Below are 17,975 nucleotides of genomic sequence, written 5' to 3' on the forward strand. Positions count from 1 at the left end.
GGTGCCCCGTTCCGAGGTGCTGTTCATCGGCGGCCGATCCGGCGTCGGGAAGTCGACGGCGGCGGACGCCCTGCACGAACTCCTCGCGAGCGCGGACGTCCGGCACGCGGTCATCGAGGGCGACACGCTCGACCTCGCCCACCCGGCGCCGCACGTGGAGCACCCGGACGCCCACGTCGCGGAGCGGAACCTCGCGGCGATCTGGGCGAACTACCGCGAGCTTGGCCACCACCGCCTCGTCTACACGAACACCGTCTCGGTGCTCGAGACGGCACGGCTCGCCGCCGCGATGGGTGACGACCCCGTCGTCTTCGCGGTCCTGCTCCGCGCCGGGGACGACGCCACGGCATCCCGCCTACGCCGTCGGGCGGGTGGCCCGCTCCCGGCGGGGCAACTCGCGCACAGTGCGCGGACGGCCGGGAGGCTCGACACGGCCACCACGGACCACGTCACCCGGGTGGACACGGACGACATGGCCCCGAACGACGTGGCCCGTCGGCTCGCGTCCATCACGGGGTGGCTTCCCACCTGACCCCCTGTGGACATCGCTGACTCTCCACAGTTCGCCCTCCCGACACACCCGCCCAGCGCGGACCGGGCACGCTGGAGCCATGAACGACAACCGGCTCGGCACCGCCGTCAGCCCCTACCTCCGTCTCCACGCCGACAACCCGGTGGACTGGCGTGAATGGGGCCCGGACGCCTTCGCGGAAGCACGCGAACGGGACGTCCCCGTCCTCGTGTCGATCGGCTACGCGACCTGCCACTGGTGCCACGTCATGGCGCGGGAGAGCTTCGCCGATCCTGAGGTCGCCGAGCTCCTGCGGCGTGACTTCGTCGCGGTGAAGGTCGACCGTGAAGAACGCCCTGACGTCGACTCGAGCACGATGGCGGCGGCTGCGGCGTTCACCGAGCAGCTCGGCTGGCCGCTGACCGCGTTCATGACGCCCGACGCCCACGTGTTCTTCGCTGGCACCTACTCCCCGCCGACGCCGGTCGGCCAGCACCCGTCCTTCCGGCAGGTGCTCGGCGCCGTGCTCGACGCGTGGCGCGACCGACGGGGTGAAGTCGACGCCAACGCGACGGCGCTCGCGACGGCCATCCGTCAGGGTGCTCTGGACGCGGCACAGGACGAGCCCGGTGCGCCTGCCGGAGCCGAACCGGGCCTCCCGTCGGTCGGGGCGATCCACGATGTCGTCATCGCACTCCAACGGTCCGAAGACACGACGTACGGCGGTTTCGGTGGCGCTCCGAAGTTCCCGTCTGCTCCCCTGCTGGAGTTCCTCGCCGATGCCGGAGCGGACGGTGTCGCCGAGGCATCGGCGCTCGTCGAGCGGTCGCTGCGCGCGATCGCCGAGTCCGAGCTCACCGACCCGGACGGTGGTGTGTTCCGGTACGCCACCCGTCGCGACTGGAGCGTGCCGCACTACGAACGGATGCTCTACGACAACGCGAACCTCCTCGCCGTGGCGCCGCGAGACCAGGCCAGGGGCATCGCGGACTTCCTGCGCGACACCCTGCGCCGCTCGGACGGCGCGTTCGTGGCAGCGCAGGACAGCGAGTCCACGATCGACGGCCGCCGGGTGGAAGGCGAGTGGTACCGGCGCCCCCTGGCCGAGCGGTCGACGCTGGACCCGCCACCGCTCGACGACCAGGTCCTGACCGGGTGGAACGGACTCGCGATCCGCGGCCTCGCCATCGCCGGGGCTCGACACGGCGACGACGCGATGATCGCGGCAGCCCGGGCCGCTGCGGACGCGATCATCGATGCACACGTGCGGGACGGCCACGTCGTGGTCCGCTCGAGCACGCCTCGCGGGGTGTCGACGGCGCCACCCACCATCGAAGACGTCGGTCTCCTCGCCGAAGGGCTCCTCGAACTCGCGCTGGTCACCGGGCAGGTCGGGTACGCCACCGTCGCTCGCTCCCTGGTGGACGACGGTCTCCGCGGCGCGCTCGACGTCGATCCCGTCCTGGCATCCGCGGGAACAGCCACCGGTGAGCAGCCACAGACCGCGCTCCGCTCCGGCACCGTCGCCCTGGGCGGTGCCGCAACGATGCTCGGGACACTCACCGGCGACGACACGTACCGCGCCGCGGCGGTGGCGCTCGTCGCCGACCGGGCACGGACCGGTGTCCAGCGGCCACTCGGACACGCGGACGCGCTGGGACTCGCGCTCGCACTGCAGCGGCCGTCGCGAGAAGTCGTCGTCGTGTCGGAGCACCCGTCGGAGCTCGGCGTCGTGGCGTTCGGGGCGCGACGTCCCGGCACGCTGGTCCTCGTCGTGACCCCGGCGCAGGCAGGAGACTGGGCGGCCTCGGGGTTCGCGCTCCTCGAAGGCCGTGCCACGAAGGACCCTGCCGCGTACGTCTGCCACGATCGGGTCTGCGCGCTCCCGGCGCGTTCCGTCGAGCAGCTCACCGGGCAGCTCGCGTCGAGCTGACCCCGGACGGTATCCTGGAATGCTCATGTCTCCCACGCCGCCCGTCATCACGTTCCCGCCCGAGCTGCCGGTCTCGCAGCGGCGGGACGACATCGCCGCAGCGATCCGCGACAACCAGGTCGTGATCGTCGCCGGTGCCACGGGCTCGGGCAAGACCACCCAGCTCCCGAAGATCGCTCTTGAGCTCGGGCGCGAGAGCATCGGTCACACGCAGCCGCGACGGATCGCCGCGCGCACGATCGCCGAGCGCGTCTCGGAAGAGCTCGGCAGCGAACTCGGCGACCTCGTCGGCTACCAGGTCCGCTTCACCGACAAGGTCAGCGCGAACACCCGGATCAAGCTGATGACCGACGGCATCCTGCTCAACGAGATCCACTTCGACCGCGACCTGAAGCGCTACGACACGATCATCATCGACGAAGCGCACGAACGCTCCCTCACGATCGACTTCCTCCTCGGCTACCTGAAGCGGCTGCTGCCCCGGCGACCCGACCTCAAGCTGATCATCACCAGCGCTACGATCGACCCGGAGTCGTTCTCGCAGCACTTCGGCGGCGCTCCCATCATCGAGGTGTCGGGGCGGACGTACCCGGTCGAGATCCGGTACCGCCCGCTCGTGGCCGAGGACCCGGACGACGATGACGGCGACGACGACACCGACTCCCGGACCGCGGACGCCGGCAACGGGTCGGACGACCGCGACTACCTCACCGGCATCACTGACGCGCTCGACGAACTCGCGCAGGACGCCCCCGGCGACGTCCTCGTCTTCCTCTCCGGGGAGAACGAGATCCGTGACGCGCAGGACGCGATCGAGGGCAAGCGGTACCAGGGCACCGAGGTCCTCCCCCTCTACGGACGGCTCTCCGCCGCGGACCAGCACCGGGTCTTCCAGCGCAGCGCGACACCGGGCGTCCGACGCCGTGTGGTGCTGGCGACGAACGTCGCGGAGACCTCGCTGACCGTGCCCGGGATCAAGTACGTCATCGACACCGGCACGGCGCGCATCTCCCGGTACTCCCCGCGGGCCAAGGTGCAGCGGCTGCCGATCGAAGCGATCTCGCAGGCGAGCGCGAACCAGCGCTCCGGTCGTGCCGGCCGGACCAGTGCCGGCATCGCGATCCGGCTGTACTCCGAGGACGACTTCGGACGCCGTCCGGAGTTCACCGACCCGGAGATCCTCCGCACGAACCTCGCCGCGGTGATCCTGCAGATGATCTCCCTCGGGTTCGGGGACATCGAGTCCTTCCCGTTCCTGCAGCCGCCGGACTCCCGCGGCGTGAAGGACGGCCTCGATCTCCTCCGCGAACTCCGCGCGGTCGATGCGGCGGGCGCGATCACCAAGTCCGGTCGGCAGCTCACGCGGCTGCCGATCGATCCCCGACTCGGCCGGATGGTGCTCGAAGCCGGCAGGCAGGGCGTCGGCCGAGAAGTCGTCGCCGTCGTCTCGGCGCTGAGCATCCAGGACCCGCGCGAGCGTCCCCTGGAGCAGCGGGCGCACGCCGACCAGCTGCACGCGCGATTCGCCGATCCGACGAGCGACTTCCTGACCCTGCTCGGGTTGTGGAACTACATCGAGGACAAGCAGGACGAGCTGTCCTCCAGTGCGTTCCGGCGCCTCTGCAAGGCCGAGTTCCTCAACTACCTCCGCATCCGCGAGTGGCAGGACCTGTACCGGCAGCTCTCGCGCGCGGCGAAGCAGGTCGGAATCCACGTCGGCAAGGAGCGCAAGGACGACCCGGACGCCGTGCACCGTTCGCTCCTCGCGGGGCTCCTCAGCCAGATCGGCCTCCGAGACCGTGAGAAGCGTGACTACCTCGGGTCCCGGAACACCCGGTTCGTCCTGTTCCCCGGCAGTGTCCTCGCGAAGAAGCAGCCTGACGCGGTGATGGCCGCAGAGCTCGTGGAGACGAGCCGGTTGTTCGCGCGCACCGCGGCCCGGATCGACCCCGTGTGGACGGAGCAGCTCGCCGGGGACCTGCTCAAACGCACCTACGGCGAGCCGCACTGGGAGAAGAAGCAGGGCGCCGTCGTCGCGTACGAGCGCGTGACGCTCTTCGGCGTGCCGATCGTGCAGCGGCGCCGAGTGCAGTACTCCCGGATCGACCCCGTGCACTCGCGAGAACTCTTCATCCGGCATGCCCTGATCGAGGGCGAGTGGGACTCCCAGCAGGCCTTCGACCGCGCGAACCGCAAACTCCGGAAGGAACTCGAACAGCTCGAGGAGCGGACGCGTCGGCGCGACATCCTGCTCGACGACGAGAACGTCTTCGAGTTCTACGACGCTCGGATCCCCGCCGAGATCGCGACCACCCGCGACTTCGAGGGGTGGTGGCGACGGACCCGCCGTGACCAGCCCGAGCTCCTGACGATGCGTCGCGAGGACCTGCTCGACGCCTCGGCAGCGGAAGCCGCCGAGGACGACACCGAGTACCCGACCCAGTGGCGCTCCGGCGACCAGCGGCTCGCGGTGCGGTACCGCTTCGAGCCCGGCGCCGAGGACGACGGCGTCAGCGTCCAGGTCCCGCTCGCGCTGCTGCCCCGGATGCGCGAAGAAGGATTCGACTGGCAGGTCCGTGGGCTCCGCAAGGAACTCGTGACCGCGCTGATCAAGGCGCTCCCGAAGCAGATCCGGAAGAACGTCGTCCCGGCGGCCGACTGGGCCGAGAAGATCGTCGAGGAACTCCCCGACGACGCCCCGACCACACCGACGGAGAGCTTCCGGGCCACCCTGGCGAAGACGATCCAGCGGATGACCTACGTGCCGGTCTCGGAGTCGGACTTCGACATGTCCCGGGTCCCCGCGCACCTCCTGCCGACCTACGCGGTCGTCGACGAGCGCGGTCGGCGGGTCGAAGCGGGCAAGGACCTCACCGCGCTGCAGACCAAGCTGAAGGACCGGACCCAGCAGAGCGTCGCGGCGGCCACCCAGCGACCAGGACGCCAGGGCCGTGCCGGCGGCGACGCCCCGGACCGCCGCGTCGAACGGTCCGGCCTCACCACCTGGCCGGAGTCCGACCTGCCCGAGGTCCTCGACACCAGGCAGTCGGGCGGTGTCATCCGCGCCTACCCCGCGCTCGTCGAAGAGGGGACCGGGCCGAAGGCGACCGTCGGCGTGCAGCTGCTCGCCACCCCGGCCGATCGGTCGATCCGGATGCCCGCGGGCGTCCGGCGACTCGTGATGCTCGCGGTTCCCTCGCCGGTCTCGTACATCCAGTCGCACCTCACCGCGCAGGAGAAGCTCGCCCTCGCGGCGAGTCCGTACCCGTCCACGAACGCCCTGTTCGACGACGTCCTCGCCGCTGTCGTCGACGCCGGGATCCGGGCGGCGCACCCTGCGGGCCTGGTCTTCACGAGGGCGGAGTTCGAGGCGGTTCGCGATGCCGTCTCGTCGACCGTCGTCGACACGATGTTCGGTGCGGTCTCGGAAGTCGCGGCCGTGCTCGCCGCCCAGCGGAAGGCCGAGCGGGCGCTCAAGCAGGCGAACAGCATGGCCCTGCTCCCGGCGTTGAACGACATGCGCCAGCAACTCGACCGGCTCGTGTTCCCCGGGTTCGTCTCCGTGGCCGGACTCGATCGGCTCCGCCGCATCCGGGTGTACCTGCAGGGCATCGAGGCCCGCGTGACGAAGCTCCTGCAGAACCCCGGCCGCGACGCCACCTGGATGCGCGAGGTCTCGGTGGCGACCGGCCGCTACGAAGACGCCGGCGGCACGTTCCCACCCGCCGTGGGATCGCACCCCGAGCTCGTGCACGCCCGGTGGATGCTCGAGGAGTTCCGCCTCAGCCTCTTCGCGCAGGAACTCGGCACGGCCGAGACGGTGTCGCTGCAGCGGATCACGAAGGCGCTCGCCGCAGCATCGGCGTGATCGGGACTGGCCCTCCGCGCCGCTGACCCAGTACCGTCGGTCGCACGGACGAGGGGAGCCCCGATGTCGGACGACACGAGGCGGTACGGCAACGCGATCGAACGCGCCGACGGGCAGGACTTCCCGTTCTACGACGGTGACCCGATCCCGATCCCCGCCTGGCAGTGGATCACGATCGTCGTCGCGTGCTCGGTCGGCATCACGGTCCTGAGCTTCTATCCCGCAGCTGACAACGTGCAGTCACTGGTCCCGCGCTTCCTGTTCACGGCGATCCCGCTCGCCGTGTTCATCGCCTTCACGAAGCAGTACTGGTCGCGGATCTTCCGACGCACGACCGGCCGGGACGTCGGGCTCATGGTGCTCTTCGCGATCGCGAACATCATCGTGACCTTCGCCGTCGGAATCATCGTCAAGGCGGTCTTCGGCGCGACCGCGAACACCGCAACCGACGGCATCCACGGCGCCGGACAACTCGTGGCGTTCTACGTCGGGACCGCGATCCAGCTCTTCGGCGAGGAACTCTTCACGATCCTGCCGTTCCTGGCCGTCATGTCCCTGTGCCACCGCATCGGCCTCACGAGGACGCAAGCGATCCTCATCGCCTGGCTCGCAACCGCCGTCTGGTTCGGTGCCGCGCACCTGCCGACCTACGGGTGGAACTTCGCCCAGGCGTTCCTGATCATCGGCGTCGCGCGCCTCGTGCTGACGCTCGCGTACATCCGGACGAAGAACATCGCGGTGAGCACCGGCGCACACATCCTGAACGACTGGGTCATCTTCACGGCCACGATGCTCGCAGCGGCGGCCCGACCGTGATCGGCTCGTTGGACGTCATCGTCCTCGACTGCCCGGACACCCGGGTCCTCGCGCGGTTCTACGCCGAACTCCTCGGCGGCGAGATCGTCGAGTACGAAGACGACTGGGCAGAGGTCGTGCTGCCGATCGAGGGCTCCCGGCCGATCGTCGCCTTCCAGCGCGTCGACGAGTACCGCGCCCCGGTGTGGCCGGGCCAGGAAGTCCCCCAGCAGATCCACCTCGACGTCAAGGTGGACGACCTCGACGTGGCCGAGGCCGCGGTCCTCGCGATCGGCGCGACGAGTACCGGCTCCGGGACCGAGACGTTCCGGGTGTTCCTCGACCCGGCGGGGCACCCGTTCTGCCTCATCCACCCGAACGACTGAGCCGCGCCGCCCGCGTGTCCGATCTCGTCGACGACGTCGCCCGTGCCACCGGTCTGGCGCTGCGCGGACTCGGTTCGCTGCCGGGCGGCGAGCAGGGTGGTGCGCTCCTCGTCGAGGACGCCGACCGCCAGCGCTTCGTCGTCACCGTGCAGCACGAGCCGTGGAAGGTGCAGCGGTTGCTGGCCGCGGTTCCGGTGATGCGCGACGCCGTCGCCCGTGGCTGGCCGGCTGCTGCGTGGCTGTCCGCCGGGTCGCTCCCGGACGGCGGCGCCTTCGTCCTCCAGGAACACCTGGACGCCGAGCCAATCCTGCGCCTCGACGAGGACACCGCCCGAGCGGTCGTCGCCGCGAACCGACTGCAGACCGAGATCGGTTTCGCGGGCGCGTTCGACGACAGCGCCCAACTGCTCGCAGTCCTGACCGACCACCCGTGGCGAACCGCGGTCGCACAGCGGACGTCCATCGGCGCGCTGGTGGTCGAGCGGGCGGAGCGGCTGCACCGAACGCACGGGACGGCCGTCCTCCCGGTCGATGACGTCGTGCACGGTGACTACAGCGGCGGGAACCTCCTCCGGGAGACGGGCGGGCGCATCCGGTTCGTGGACACGGAGACCGTGAGCCGTGGGACCCGCGTCCGGGACCTCGCCGACCTGTACCGCCAGGACGCGATCGCGTCCCGACCAGCGAGCGCGTCCCAGCCCGCGCTCACCGCCGCGCAGGTCCTCCAGGACGAGGCGGTCGCGGCAGCCGGTCCCGCGGTGTTCGCCACGTGCCTCGCCGCGGTGAGCATCAACAACCTCGCCTGGTGGGCGGAACACCCCTCCCCGGACGAGTTCGACCGGGTGTGCACCCGCGTGCTCGCCCTCCTCGCCCGCCTGTCCCCCTGACACGTGCCACGCCCGCACACCGCCCCGCCAGGGCCCGCACGTATGATCCGAGACACCCACTCGTCATCGGAGACGGAGGCCGGCATGACCAGCACCCAGCCCAGCGCCAGCATCACCAGCAGCGCCACCCGACCGACCGGGGCCACGGCCTCCGTCGCCGCGATCCTCGCCGAGTCCGCCAGGCGGTACCCGGACGACGTCGCGGTCATCGTCGGGGAGCAGCGAACCACGTACGCCGAGCTCTGGGACGAGACCCTCGCGTACGCCGGCGCGCTGCGGGCGGCGGGCGTGACCGAGGGGTCCCGTGTCGCGATGCTCGTGCCGAACGTCGCCGACTTCGCCCGCGTGTACTACGCGACCCTGGCGCTCGGCGCCGTCGCGGTCCCGGTGCACGCGCTCCTGAAGCGTCGCGAGGTCGAGTACGTGCTCCGCGACAGCGGCGCGATGCTGCTCGTCTGTGCGGCTCCGCTGCTCGGGGAGGGCGCCGCCGGGGCAGCACTCGCGGGCATCGAGGTGGTGACCGTGCTCGCACCACCCGCGGACAGCGCCGCGACCGGCCAGAGCGGCCGGACCGGCGAGCCCGGCCAGACCGGCGCGCCCGGCCAGGAGACCACCACGCCAGCGCGCTTGGAAGACCTCGCCGCCCAGGCAGACCCCCTCGACACCTACGTCCCCCGCGACCCGTTCGACACCGCGACGATCCTCTACACGAGCGGCACCACCGGCAAGCCCAAGGGTGCCGAGGGCACGCACTTCGCCCTGCTCGAGCAGGTGAACACGAACCTGATGAGCACGTTCGACATGCGGCGCGGCGACGTGCTGCTCGGCGCGCTCCCGCTGTTCCACACGTTCGGCCAGACCTGCACGATGAACACCGGGTTCCGCGCCGGCGCGACGATCGTGATGCTGCCGAAGTTCGACGGCGACTCCGCGCTCGCGGCGATGGTGGAGCACGGGTGCGAGATCTTCATGGGCGTCCCGACGATGTACATGGCGCTGCTCGACGCCGCCACCCGGAGCGATGCGCGACCGGCGCTCCGCTACGCGATCTCCGGCGGCGCCTCGCTGCCGCTCGCGGTCCTCGAGCGGTTCCAGACCGTCTACGACGCCCCGATCCACGAGGGGTACGGCCTCACCGAGACCTCTCCGGTCGCGACCTTCAACCACGTCGGGCGCGCGCCCCACCCGGGCACGATCGGCACGCCGATCTGGGGTGTGGACGTCGAGATCGCCGATGCGGAGACGCGTGATGCGATCGTGCTGCTGCCGCGCGGTGAGATCGGCGAGCTGGTGATCCGCGGGCACAACCTGATGAAGGGGTACCTCGACCGTCCGGACGACACCGCCGAGGCGATCGTCGACGGCTGGTTCCGCACCGGCGACCTCGGCACGAAGGACGACGAGGGCTACCTCACGATCGTGGACCGGACGAAGGACATGATCATCCGGAACGGCTACAACGTGTACCCGCGCCAGGTCGAGGAGGTCCTCGCGACGCACCCCGACGTCACCATGGCCGCCGTCTTCGGGGTGGCCCACGAGGTGCACGGCCAGGAGATCGAGGCGGCCGTCGTGCTGCGTCCCGACGCGACCGCGACCCCGGAGGAGCTCGTGCAGTTCGTCGCCGACGAGATCGCCGCCTACAAGTTCCCCCGCGTCGTGCACGTCGTCGACGCGCTCCCGCTGGGCCCCAGCGGCAAGGTGCTGAAGCGTGACCTCGTCGAGCGGTTCAGCGGGCAGGAACCGGCCGCCAGGAGCACCGAGCAGGAGCCGGCCACCGCATGAGCACGCCGGAGACCGACACCCGGTTCACGGAGCGCGTGGTCGCACGCGCGCTCACGAACGTCCGCGAGGGCGGCAAGCCCTTCGCCTGCCTGATCGTCCGCGACGGCAAGGTCGTCGTCGAGGCCGCGAACCTCGTCACACAGACCGGCGACCCGACGGCGCACGCCGAGATCACCGCGATCCGGCTCGCTGCCGAGATGGGGATCACCGACCTGGCCGGGCTCGACGTCTACGTGACCGCGTACCCCTGCCCGATGTGCCTGGGCGCGCTCTACTACGCGCAGCCGGACCGGGTCGTCTTCGCGGCGACCCGCGACCAGGAGTCCGAGCACTACGAGGACGGCAACCGGCTGATGTCGCTCGACTCGTTCTACGGCGAGTACACGAAGCCCGCGCACGAACGGTCGCTGCCGTCCGAACAGGTCCCCACCGAGGACCCGACACTGCCGTTCCGGCAGTGGACGGCCCTGCACTCCGACTGACGTGACGCACCTCCATCCGGAGCCGTCCCGCACGACGACCATCGAGACCGACGACGGCGCCTCGTTGTACGTCGAGGAGAGCGGCACACCCGACGGCGTCCCCGCACTGTGGCTGCACGGCGGCCCCGGCGGGTCCCTCGGGTCCGGTTGGTACCGCACGCACTTCGACCCGAGCCGGTACCGCCTGGTCGGGATCGATCAGCGTGGCAGCGGGCGCAGCACCCCGGGTGTGCTCGACGCACGCGAGCGGCTCGCCGAACACACGACACAGCGCCTGATCGCGGACATCGAGCAGGTCCGGCAGGCACTCGGCATCGGCTCGTGGGTCGTCGCGGGTGTCTCCTGGGGGACGACCCTCGCGCTGGCCTACGCGCTCGAACACCGGGAGCGGGTCCGCGCGCTGGCGCTCCTGGCGGTCACCACGACGAGTCGCGAGGAAGTGGACTGGATCACCGAGGGCATCGGCCGGGTCTTCCCGGAGGACTGGGACCGGTTCGAGCACGCCTCGCACCGCGCCCCCGGCGAGCGGGTCGTCGACGCCTACGCGCGTCGCCTGGCCGGCGAGGACGCGGCGGACCGCGCGCACGCCGCCGCGGAGTGGGACCGCTGGGAGAGCGTCCACGTCTCGCTCGACGCTCCGGCGATCCGTGGGCTGGGTCACACCGGCCTGGAGGCTCGGGAAGCGTTCGCCACGCTCGTCACCCGGTACTGGGCGAACGACGGGTTCCTCGGTGCGGACCGAGCGATCGCGTCGCGCATCGCCGAACTCGCCGACCTGCCTGCCGCGCTCGTCCACGGACGGCGCGACGTCAGCGGACCCGCGATCACACCGTGGCGGCTGCACCGCCGCTGGCCGGCGAGCACGCTGACGATCGTCGAGGACGAAGCACACGGCGGACCGGGCGAGAGCGCAGCACTGACCGCGGCGCTCGACCGCTTCGCCGCACAGATCCCCTAGTCCGCGGACGGCTGCCGCAACCATGCGACGACGGCGTCCAGCGTCGGTTCGTACCCGTTCGTCGTGTCGACCTCGAGCACCGGGACGCCGAGTTCGAGCGGCGAGGACACCCGCGGCAGGTTCCTGAGCACCCGCGCGTTCAGCGTGTCGTCGTGGCCGCGGGCGACGAACCGCTCGTGTGCCAGCGCCGTCACGCAGTGCACGTTCCGCACGGCTCCGACGGGCTCGAGGAACTCCCGCACCTCGGCCTCGGACTGGTCCCGGTAGAGCGTTGCTTCCGCGATCACGCTGCATCCGGCACCGGCGTACGCAGCGGTGGCCGTCCAGAACAGCCGGACCCCGTGCGGCACGACCTCGTCACGTGCAAGTGATCCGCCCGCCATCAGCCCGGCGTACAGCTCGTCGCGGTGCACCTGCGGCCACCCGAGCTCCGCGGCGAGCGCCGCCGCCAGCGTCGACTTCCCGCTGCCGGGCGCGCCGCTCAGGAGCGCGATCGTGGCCGGCACCGCTCAGGCCTCGACCGGGTTGGCCAGTCCTTCGACGACCTCGACGTGCGGCAGCCCCGCCAGGACGGCCCCGGGCAGGAACAGCTTCGCGCCGCGGACCCCTGCGCCGATGACGACCTCGGGCACGTCCGACACCCGGGCGTCGACGTAGACGGGCCACGAGGACGGGAGCCCGATCGGGGTGATCCCGCCGTACTCCATCCCGGTGAGCGCGACGGCGTCGTCCATCGCCGCGAAGCTCGCCTTCCGCGCCCCGAGCAGCTGCTTCACGGTGCGGTTCACGTCGAGGCGGGTCGACGCGAGCACGATGCACGCTGCGTGGGTGACCACGTCGCCGCGCTTGCCCGCGACGACGATGCAGTTCGCCCCGCCCTCGAGCGGGTACCCGTACGCCGCGGAGAACGCCGCGGTGTCGGCGAGCTCGGGGTCGATCGGCGACGCTTCGATCCGGCTCAGCACGTCCGCGGGCAGACGGACCAGCGCCTCCGCGACGGGGATCGCGAGGAAGCCGGTGGCCACGAGGGCAGGAACACGCTCCAGACTCGGCATCACTCCACCCTACGAGGACCCCCTCCCTTCCGGGACAGGCCCTGCCAGGATGGGCCGATGACGACGAACCCGGCACCGACGCCGATCGACCTCGACACCTGGCCCCGCCGCGAGCACTTCGAGCACTACCGCGACCGGGTCCCCTGCCGGTACGAACTCACCGTGCAGGTCGACGTGACCGCGTTCGTCGCCGAGCTCCGCCGCACGGGTCGCCGCACGTACGCATCGCAGATCTGGGCGTTGGCCACCGCGGTCAACCGGCACCGCGAGTTCCGGATGACGCTCCTGCCCGACCGCTCCCCCGCCGCGTGGGACGTCGTGCACCCGGCGTTCACGGTGTTCAACCCGGAGCGCGAGACGTTCTGCGCCGTCTTCGTGCCCTACGACGAGGACTTCGGTGCCTTCCACGACGCGGCCGTGGATGCGCTCGCCACGTACCGCTCGGCGACGACGATGTTCCCGCAGCAGCCCCGCCCGGCGAACCTGTTCGACGTGTCGACGATGCCATGGGCGTCGTTCTCGGGCTTCTCGCTGCAGGTCCACGAGGGCTGGGACCACCTGTTGCCGATCTTCACCATGGGTGGCCACCACGACGAGGACGGCCGCACCATGCTCCCGCTGTCGGTGCAGGTCAACCACGCGGCAGCCGACGGCTTCCACACGACCCGCCTGCTCCGCGAGGTCGAGGCACTCTTCGCCGACCCCACCTGGCTCGCGACGCCTGCCTGAGCGAGCGCCGCACCACCAAAGCCGATCCGAACCACGGGCGTCCGTGGTTCGGATCAGTTTCGATGGTGCGACGACAGTCCGCACCGCGAGCACGCGAGCACGTCAGGACCCGGCGCGCGCGGCCGACGCCTCCTCGAACTCACGACGCATCGCGTCGCCGCCCCGGCGTCGCCACTCGCGGACGACGCCCTTCCACGAGCTGACCGGTGCCCGGCCGAGCAGGACGTCGTTGATCGCGTTCGTCGCGTACGTGCCGACCGCGGGTCCCTTCGTCGAGTTGGTCGGCGAGTAGAGCCCGTAGGTGGGGTTGGTGATGCCGTCGTCGAGCCAGGACGCGAGCGACTCGTAGACGGTGTCGGTCATCCCGGGGAACCCGGAGTAGAACAGCGGCAGCGGGCACTCGGTGAAGTACTGCAGCGGGAACTCGCCGAGCGCGGTCTCGCTGTTGCCGGTCTTCGTGAGGACGGGTGCGCCGTCCCGGTACTCGAAGTCGCGACCCTCGATGCCGAACTTGCGGAACATCCACGCCTCGGTACCGAACGGTGACGCGCACCAGTTCAGCACGTCGAGGACGGTGCGGATGCGGTCCTCGGACGCGGCGGCGAGCGCGGTGATGGCGTTGTTCGGGTCGCCGAGCCAGGGCTTCGGCTTCGCGCCGGCCGGTCCGACGAACGGGGCCATCGTCATCGCGAAGCCGCTGCCGGGTTCCGCCTGCTGCAACAGCCCGGGGATCGCGCTGTAGCTGTCCTGCAGCATCACCGCGGAGCCCTGCACGAACCAGACCTTGCCGTTGTAGGCGGTGACGCTGTCCGGGTGCACGAGCCCGTCGGCGAGGAGCTTCCGCGACACCTCGAGCATGTCCTGGTAGGCGTCCACCTCGTACATGTGGGTCAGCTTCCCGCCCTGCTCGTCCCACTGGTTCGGGACGCCGAGCATCGACGCGAGGATGTTCGTCGGCACGGACCCGAGCGCCCACCGGTTCTTGTTCTGGTCGGTGACCTCGCGGCAGAGCGCGGTGAACTCGTCGAGGGAGCCGAAGGACGGGTCGACGCCGAGTTCCTCGAAGAGGTCCTGCCGTCGGTGCAGCACGCCGGTCGTGAGCGGGCCGCGGGGCACCGGGACGCCGTAGATCCCGCCGGAGAAGACGGTCCCCCTCCACGACGCGGTGGGCAGGTTCGCCAGGTACGGCCACTCGCGGATGCCGCTGCCGGAGAGGTACTCGGTCAGGTTCTGCGCCTTGGCCTCGAGGAACTGCGGCAGGTAGGAGAACGTGCCGAACACGGTGAAGACGTCGCCGAGGGTGTCGCCGGCGACCTGCGTCGCGAACTTGTTCCCCCAGTCGGCGTTCGGTGTGATCGTGAGGTCGAGGTCGACGCCCATCCGCTTGTCGAGCCCCTGCCAGTAGGGGTTGCTCCCCTTGGCTGGTGGGACCGGCGAGTTGGTCGGGACGCTGCCGTGCAGGGTGGATCCGTCGCCGGGGACCTTCGCGGTCGGCACCAGGCTCGACGGGATCTTCCGGAACGCGCTCGGCATGAGCGCGCTGGTCTTCGGCAGGACCGGCTCCGGTCCGCCGGTCCACGGGACGTAGTCCGGCAGCGCGACGGCCTTGTTGATCGCCGTCACGTCCGTCGAGCGGGTCACGGTGTCACAACCGGCCAGGAGGCTCGTGGCCGCGATCCCGAGACCGCCGGCGATGAGCGCGCGGCGGCTCAGCTGCCATGGTGCGTTGGTGGTCATGGGTTCAGCCCTTCACGGCGCCGGTCAGGACACCCTTGGCGAAGTGCCGCTGCAGGAACGGGTAGACGATGAGGATCGGGACGATCGAGACGACGAGGATCGCCATCTGGATCGAGGCCTGCGGCGGCAGGGCGTCGGAGCTCGTGCCGAGGTCGGCGCCGCCGAGCTGCGCGTTGTTGATCACGTAGGTGCGGAGCACGAGCTGCAGGGGCCACTTCGCGGTGTCGTTGATGTAGAGCAGCGCGTTGAAGAAGGCGTTCCAGTAGCCCACCGCGTAGAACAGCCCGATCACGGCGAGGACGGCCTTCGACAGTGGCAGCACGATCCGGAGGAACACGCCGAAGTCGCCGGCGCCGTCGATGCGGGCGCTCTCGATGAGCTCCTTCGGGATCGCCATGAAGAACGACCGCATCACGATGACGTTGAACGCGCTGAGGGCCGTCGGCAGGATGAGCGCCCAGTACGAGTCGAGCAGACCGAACTCCTTGACGACCAGGTAGTTCGGGATGAGTCCCGGTGCGAACAGCAGGCTGACGAGCACCAGGCTGAGCACGACCCCGTGGCCGTACGACCCGGGCCGACTGAGCGCGTACGCCAGCATCGCGGTGACGAACAGGCTGATCAGGGTGCCGACGACGGTGATCCCGATGCTGACCACGAGCGCGCGGGTGACGACGCCGCCGGCGAAGATGCTCTCGTACGCGCCGAAGTCCAGGCCGGTCGGCCACATCACGAACCCGCCGGCACCGTTCACCTGGCTGGACGGGGCGACGCTCGTGGACACGATGCCGAGGAAGGGCAGCAGCACGACCAGGCAGATGACGAGCAGTACGAAGCCGGTGAGCAGGCGTCCGGGGAGCGGCGCCGTGTCCGGGCCGCCGCGCTTGTGCTTCCGGCTCTGCTTCGTCGGCGGGACGGTGACGCTGTGCGTGGCGGTCATCGGGTCTCCTTCTGGTAGACGCCCGCTTCGCCGAAGACGTGCGCGACCTTGTTGGCGCCGAGGACGAGCAGCACGCCGACCACGCCCTTGACGAGTCCGACGGCCGCGGCGACACCCCACTGCCCGCCGAGCACGCCGTTGTTGTAGACGTAGGTGTCGAGGACCTCGCTGGCGGCCCGCCCGACGGATGCCTGCTGCAGGAGGATCTGCTCGAACCCGACGGTGAGCGAGTCCCCGAGCCGGAGGATCAGCAGCAGGATGATGATCCCGCGCATCCCGGGCAGGGTGACGTGCCAGAGCTGCCGCCAGCGGCTCGCGCCGTCCATCTTCGCCGCCTCGTACAGACTGGCGTCGATCGAGCTGAGGACCGCGAGGAACAGGATCGTCGCCCAGCCGGTGTCCTTCCAGATCACCTGGCTGGTGAGCAGCGCGATGAAGCTGTGCGGGTTGCCGAGGAAGTCGATCGCGGTGCCGCCCGAGGCCCGGATCGCGTTGTTGATGAGCCCTGACCCGCCGAGGATCTGCTGGAACACCGCGACGACGATCACCCACGACAGGAAGTGCGGCAGGTAGAGGATCGACTGCACGACGCCCTTGATGCGCTCCGACAGCAGCGAGTTGAGCATCAGCGCCAGGACGATCGGCGCGGGGAAGACGAACACGACCTGCACGAGGGTGATCACGAGCGTGTTCCGGAGCGCCCCGAGGAACTCCGGGTCGCCGTTGAACACGACCGCGAAGTTCTCGAAGCCGACCCAGGGGCTGCGCCCGAGCGGGACGAACGGCAGGTACTCCTGGAACGCGATGAGGTTCCCGAGGAGCGGCAGGTACTGGAACGCGAGGAGCAGCGCGACGCCGGGCAGTCCCATCCAGAGCAGGACCCGGTCGCGACGGATCCGCTCCCAGGCGGTCCTTCGTCGCGGGACGGTGGACGGGGGCGACGACCCGTCGGTCGCTGTCGCGGCTGGTCGCACGCGGTCGTCGAGCTTCGTCACTCCGGGGCCTCCTCCGTTGGATTCCTGGTGTGACGGGCTTGGCAACGAGATGGCAACCCGTTGCCATTCGTTTCCATCGTTGTAGCCGGTTGTAGCGATCCAGTGATCGCTCACCGTCGCTTAGGCGCTTCGGTGGCAGGCTGTGGGCATGACCTTCGAACAGCACGCACACTCGTTCGGGGCCGCGGCCGACGCGTACGAGCGGGGTCGCCCCGGGTACCCGACGGCCGTGGCGGAGTGGCTGGCGCCGGAACCGGTCGCACTCGCGGTCGACGTGGGGGCCGGCACCGGGAAGTTCACGCGCACGCTGCTGCCCCGCGCGTCCACGGTCACGGCGATCGAACCGGACACCGCGATGCGCGCACGGCTGGCCGATGCGCTGCCCTCGGTCCCCGTGGTGGACGGCGCGGGCGAGGCGATCCCGCTCGCCGACGGCACCGCCGACCTCGTCACGTTCGCGCAGTCCTGGCACTGGGTGGAGCCGACGGCCGGCGCGGTCGAGGTCGCCCGGGTGCTGCGTCCCGGCGGGGTGCTCGGACTGGTCTGGAACATCCGCGACGAGTCGCTGCCCTGGTCGGCACGCCTCGGGGAGCTCCTGACCCGGCCGGAGTCGCGGATCACGCAGTACGACCACCCGCTCGTCGGCGAGCCCTTCGACGGCGGCGAGTACCGGACGTTCCCCTGGGTCCACGAGCAGTCCCGGTCGGACTTCCTCGACATGGTCGCCTCGCGGAGCTACGTCATCGTGATGGCGGCCGATGCACGGGACCGGCTGCTCCGTGCCGTCGAGGAGCTGCTCGACACGGCACCGGAGACCGCCGGTCGCTCGACCGTGCCCGTGCCCTACGTCACGCACGTGCACCGGTACGTCCGACCCTGACCGGCGCGGCTCCACGCCGGTGCACCGCGCTACG

16 protein-coding genes are annotated in these 17,975 nt (G+C 70.6%); 11 read left to right on the forward strand and 5 right to left on the reverse strand.

From position 1 onward, the window contains the following. Position 1: 1 nt before the first annotated feature. From EDF27_RS08420 to EDF27_RS08460, 9 genes are all read left to right on the forward strand, one after another. Positions 2 to 532 (forward strand): AAA family ATPase, encoded by a 531-nt coding sequence (locus tag EDF27_RS08420; RefSeq protein WP_132048176.1) that lies wholly within the window; start codon positions 2 to 4, stop codon positions 530 to 532. A 79-nt stretch (positions 533 to 611) separates the two neighbouring features. Next, positions 612 to 2,444 (forward strand): DUF255 domain-containing protein, encoded by a 1,833-nt coding sequence (locus EDF27_RS08425; protein ID WP_132048178.1) that lies wholly within the window; start codon positions 612 to 614, stop codon positions 2,442 to 2,444. A 25-nt stretch (positions 2,445 to 2,469) separates the two neighbouring features. Then, positions 2,470 to 6,312: an ATP-dependent RNA helicase HrpA gene (hrpA, locus tag EDF27_RS08430; protein WP_132048180.1), complete on the forward strand. Its 3,843-nt coding sequence runs from the start codon at positions 2,470 to 2,472 to the stop codon at positions 6,310 to 6,312. 63 nt (positions 6,313 to 6,375) lie between these two features. Continuing rightward, positions 6,376 to 7,128, forward strand: coding sequence for a CPBP family intramembrane glutamic endopeptidase (locus EDF27_RS08435; RefSeq protein WP_132048182.1), 753 nt, complete (start codon positions 6,376 to 6,378; stop codon positions 7,126 to 7,128). Next, the gene (locus tag EDF27_RS08440) at positions 7,125 to 7,493 is read left to right on the forward strand and encodes a VOC family protein (RefSeq protein WP_132048184.1); all 369 of its coding nucleotides are present in this window, start codon (positions 7,125 to 7,127) and stop codon (positions 7,491 to 7,493) included. The genes EDF27_RS08435 and EDF27_RS08440 overlap by 4 nt, the downstream gene beginning before the upstream one ends. Before the next feature lie 14 nt (positions 7,494 to 7,507). Further along, the gene (locus EDF27_RS08445; protein WP_132048186.1) at positions 7,508 to 8,380 is read left to right on the forward strand and encodes a phosphotransferase; all 873 of its coding nucleotides are present in this window, start codon (positions 7,508 to 7,510) and stop codon (positions 8,378 to 8,380) included. Between the two features lie 84 nt (positions 8,381 to 8,464). After that, positions 8,465 to 10,165, forward strand: coding sequence for a long-chain fatty acid--CoA ligase (locus tag EDF27_RS08450; RefSeq protein ID WP_132048187.1), 1,701 nt, complete (start codon positions 8,465 to 8,467; stop codon positions 10,163 to 10,165). Beyond that, entirely contained in the window at positions 10,162 to 10,647 is a 486-nt protein-coding gene (locus tag EDF27_RS08455) for a nucleoside deaminase (RefSeq protein WP_123701746.1), read from the forward strand. Before EDF27_RS08450 ends, EDF27_RS08455 begins: the two co-directional genes overlap by 4 nt. Position 10,648: 1 nt before the next feature. Further along, positions 10,649 to 11,605 (forward strand): alpha/beta fold hydrolase, encoded by a 957-nt coding sequence (locus EDF27_RS08460; protein WP_132048189.1) that lies wholly within the window; start codon positions 10,649 to 10,651, stop codon positions 11,603 to 11,605. Here the strand turns inward: EDF27_RS08460 and EDF27_RS08465 are convergent. Together EDF27_RS08465 and EDF27_RS08470 are read right to left on the reverse strand one after the other, a co-directional pair. Continuing rightward, positions 11,602 to 12,111 (reverse strand): AAA family ATPase, encoded by a 510-nt coding sequence (locus EDF27_RS08465; RefSeq protein ID WP_132048191.1) that lies wholly within the window; start codon positions 12,109 to 12,111, stop codon positions 11,602 to 11,604. The two genes, EDF27_RS08460 and EDF27_RS08465, sit on opposite strands and share 4 nt — an antisense overlap. A 3-nt stretch (positions 12,112 to 12,114) precedes the next feature. Further along, complete coding sequence (locus tag EDF27_RS08470; RefSeq protein WP_123655805.1) at positions 12,115 to 12,660, reverse strand: YbaK/EbsC family protein; 546 nt, start codon at positions 12,658 to 12,660, stop codon at positions 12,115 to 12,117. A gap of 57 nt (positions 12,661 to 12,717) precedes the next feature. Between EDF27_RS08470 and EDF27_RS08475 the strand changes: the two genes are divergently transcribed. Beyond that, positions 12,718 to 13,389: a CatA-like O-acetyltransferase gene (locus EDF27_RS08475; RefSeq protein ID WP_132048193.1), complete on the forward strand. Its 672-nt coding sequence runs from the start codon at positions 12,718 to 12,720 to the stop codon at positions 13,387 to 13,389. Positions 13,390 to 13,491: 102 nt separating this feature from the next. On the opposite strand, the gene EDF27_RS08480 is transcribed toward EDF27_RS08475, so the two are convergent. The 3 genes from EDF27_RS08480 to EDF27_RS08490 are packed head-to-tail and all read right to left on the reverse strand — an operon-like array spanning position 13,492 to position 17,061. Then, positions 13,492 to 15,126, reverse strand: coding sequence for an extracellular solute-binding protein (locus EDF27_RS08480; protein ID WP_132048195.1), 1,635 nt, complete (start codon positions 15,124 to 15,126; stop codon positions 13,492 to 13,494). 4 nt (positions 15,127 to 15,130) lie between these two features. Beyond that, positions 15,131 to 16,066: a carbohydrate ABC transporter permease gene (locus EDF27_RS08485; protein ID WP_123701736.1), complete on the reverse strand. Its 936-nt coding sequence runs from the start codon at positions 16,064 to 16,066 to the stop codon at positions 15,131 to 15,133. Then, a complete protein-coding gene (locus tag EDF27_RS08490; protein WP_243698259.1) occupies positions 16,063 to 17,061 on the reverse strand; it encodes an ABC transporter permease subunit in 999 nt (332 codons plus the stop codon). The genes EDF27_RS08485 and EDF27_RS08490 overlap by 4 nt, the downstream gene beginning before the upstream one ends. A gap of 148 nt (positions 17,062 to 17,209) precedes the next feature. Here EDF27_RS08490 and EDF27_RS08495 point away from each other — a divergent pair, with 148 nt between their 5' ends. Beyond that, entirely contained in the window at positions 17,210 to 17,941 is a 732-nt protein-coding gene (locus EDF27_RS08495; RefSeq protein WP_132048197.1) for a class I SAM-dependent methyltransferase, read from the forward strand. The last annotated feature ends 34 nt before the right edge of the window (positions 17,942 to 17,975 follow it).

Origin of the sequence: Curtobacterium sp. PhB136 (genome assembly GCF_004346855.1) — a bacterium.
Taxonomy (GTDB): domain Bacteria; phylum Actinomycetota; class Actinomycetes; order Actinomycetales; family Microbacteriaceae; genus Curtobacterium.

Bases quoted from the DNA above. Each gene is read 5' to 3' on its own strand.
- EDF27_RS08475 (WP_132048193.1), top strand. From the start codon at position 12,718: ATGACGACGAACCCGGCACCGACGCCGATCGACCTCGACACCTGGCCC.
- EDF27_RS08455 (WP_123701746.1), top strand. From the start codon at position 10,162: ATGAGCACGCCGGAGACCGACACCCGGTTCACGGAGCGCGTGGTCGCA.
- EDF27_RS08495 (WP_132048197.1), top strand. From the start codon at position 17,210: ATGACCTTCGAACAGCACGCACACTCGTTCGGGGCCGCGGCCGACGCG.
- EDF27_RS08485 (WP_123701736.1), bottom strand. From the start codon at position 16,066: ATGACCGCCACGCACAGCGTCACCGTCCCGCCGACGAAGCAGAGCCGG.
- hrpA (WP_132048180.1), top strand. From the start codon at position 2,470: ATGTCTCCCACGCCGCCCGTCATCACGTTCCCGCCCGAGCTGCCGGTC.
- EDF27_RS08480 (WP_132048195.1), bottom strand. From the start codon at position 15,126: ATGACCACCAACGCACCATGGCAGCTGAGCCGCCGCGCGCTCATCGCC.
- EDF27_RS08470 (WP_123655805.1), bottom strand. From the start codon at position 12,660: ATGCCGAGTCTGGAGCGTGTTCCTGCCCTCGTGGCCACCGGCTTCCTC.
- EDF27_RS08450 (WP_132048187.1), top strand. From the start codon at position 8,465: ATGACCAGCACCCAGCCCAGCGCCAGCATCACCAGCAGCGCCACCCGA.
- EDF27_RS08425 (WP_132048178.1), top strand. From the start codon at position 612: ATGAACGACAACCGGCTCGGCACCGCCGTCAGCCCCTACCTCCGTCTC.
- EDF27_RS08435 (WP_132048182.1), top strand. From the start codon at position 6,376: ATGTCGGACGACACGAGGCGGTACGGCAACGCGATCGAACGCGCCGAC.